The following is a 1050-nucleotide window of genomic DNA, read 5'->3' on the forward strand; positions in this document are numbered from 1 at the left end:
AGTGAGGGGGGCTTGGAGGCATTCCTGGCCCATCGCCGACAGCACCGCGTCCGGACCCACCTCCACGAACGTGGCAACCCCGGCCTCACGCAGCGTCGCCACCCCGTCGGCGAACCGCACCGCCTGGCGCACATGACGCACCCAGTACTCCGCCGAGAGCATCTCCTCCCCCGCCACCCGGCCGGTCAGATTCGACACCACCGGAACCGCCGGAGGCTGGAAGGCGATGCCGTCCAGCACGCGGCGGAAGTCCTCCAGCATCGGCTCCATCAACGGCGAATGGAACGCATGACTGACCCGCAGCCGCTTGCGCCGCACCCCCCGCTCCACCAGAGCCGACACCACCTGCTCCACCACCGACTCCACCCCGGAGACCACCACCGACGACGGGCCGTTCACCGCCGCGACCCCCACCGACGCCCCATCAGGGTCGACCTGCTCCAGCACCTTTTGCACCTGCTCCAGCGAAGCACCCACCGCGACCATCGACCCACCCGCCGCCAGCGCCTGCATCAACCGGCCCCGACCCGCCACCAGCACACACCCATCCCGCAACGACACCACCCCCGCCACATGCGCGGCGACCACCTCACCGATGGAATGACCCATCACGTAATCAGCCGCAACCCCCCACCGCGCAAGCAACCGATACAACGCCACCTCCACCGCGAACAACGCCGCCTGGGTGTACATCGTCTGATCCACCAACCCCGCCACCGCCGAGCCCGCCTCCGCGAACACCACCTCCTCCAAAGGCCGCTCCAGCAACCCCGCAAACCCCGCACACACCCCCCGCAACTCCTCCTCGAACCCCGGAACCGCCGCGCACAACCCCAACGCCATCCCCGCACGCTGACTGCCCTGACCCGAGAACACCAACGCCACACCACCCTCGACCACCCGGCCGCGCACCACCCCGGCACCCACCCCACCCGAGGCCAGCACCGACAACCCCGCCACCACCCCCGCACGATCGGCACCCACCACCACACCACGGTGATCGAACCCCGCCCGCGTCACCACCAGCGAATACCCCACATCCACCAGCCC

General features: G+C 69.9%; 1 protein-coding gene. It reads right to left on the reverse strand.

What is annotated here, in order from left to right; genetic code table 11:
• Positions 1-1050, reverse strand: a 1050-nt coding sequence (locus tag ACZ6RT_RS37550; protein ID WP_470158888.1) for an acyltransferase domain-containing protein, incomplete at both ends; no start/stop codon positions are given.

The organism is Streptosporangium sp. NPDC050148 (assembly GCF_055586505.1).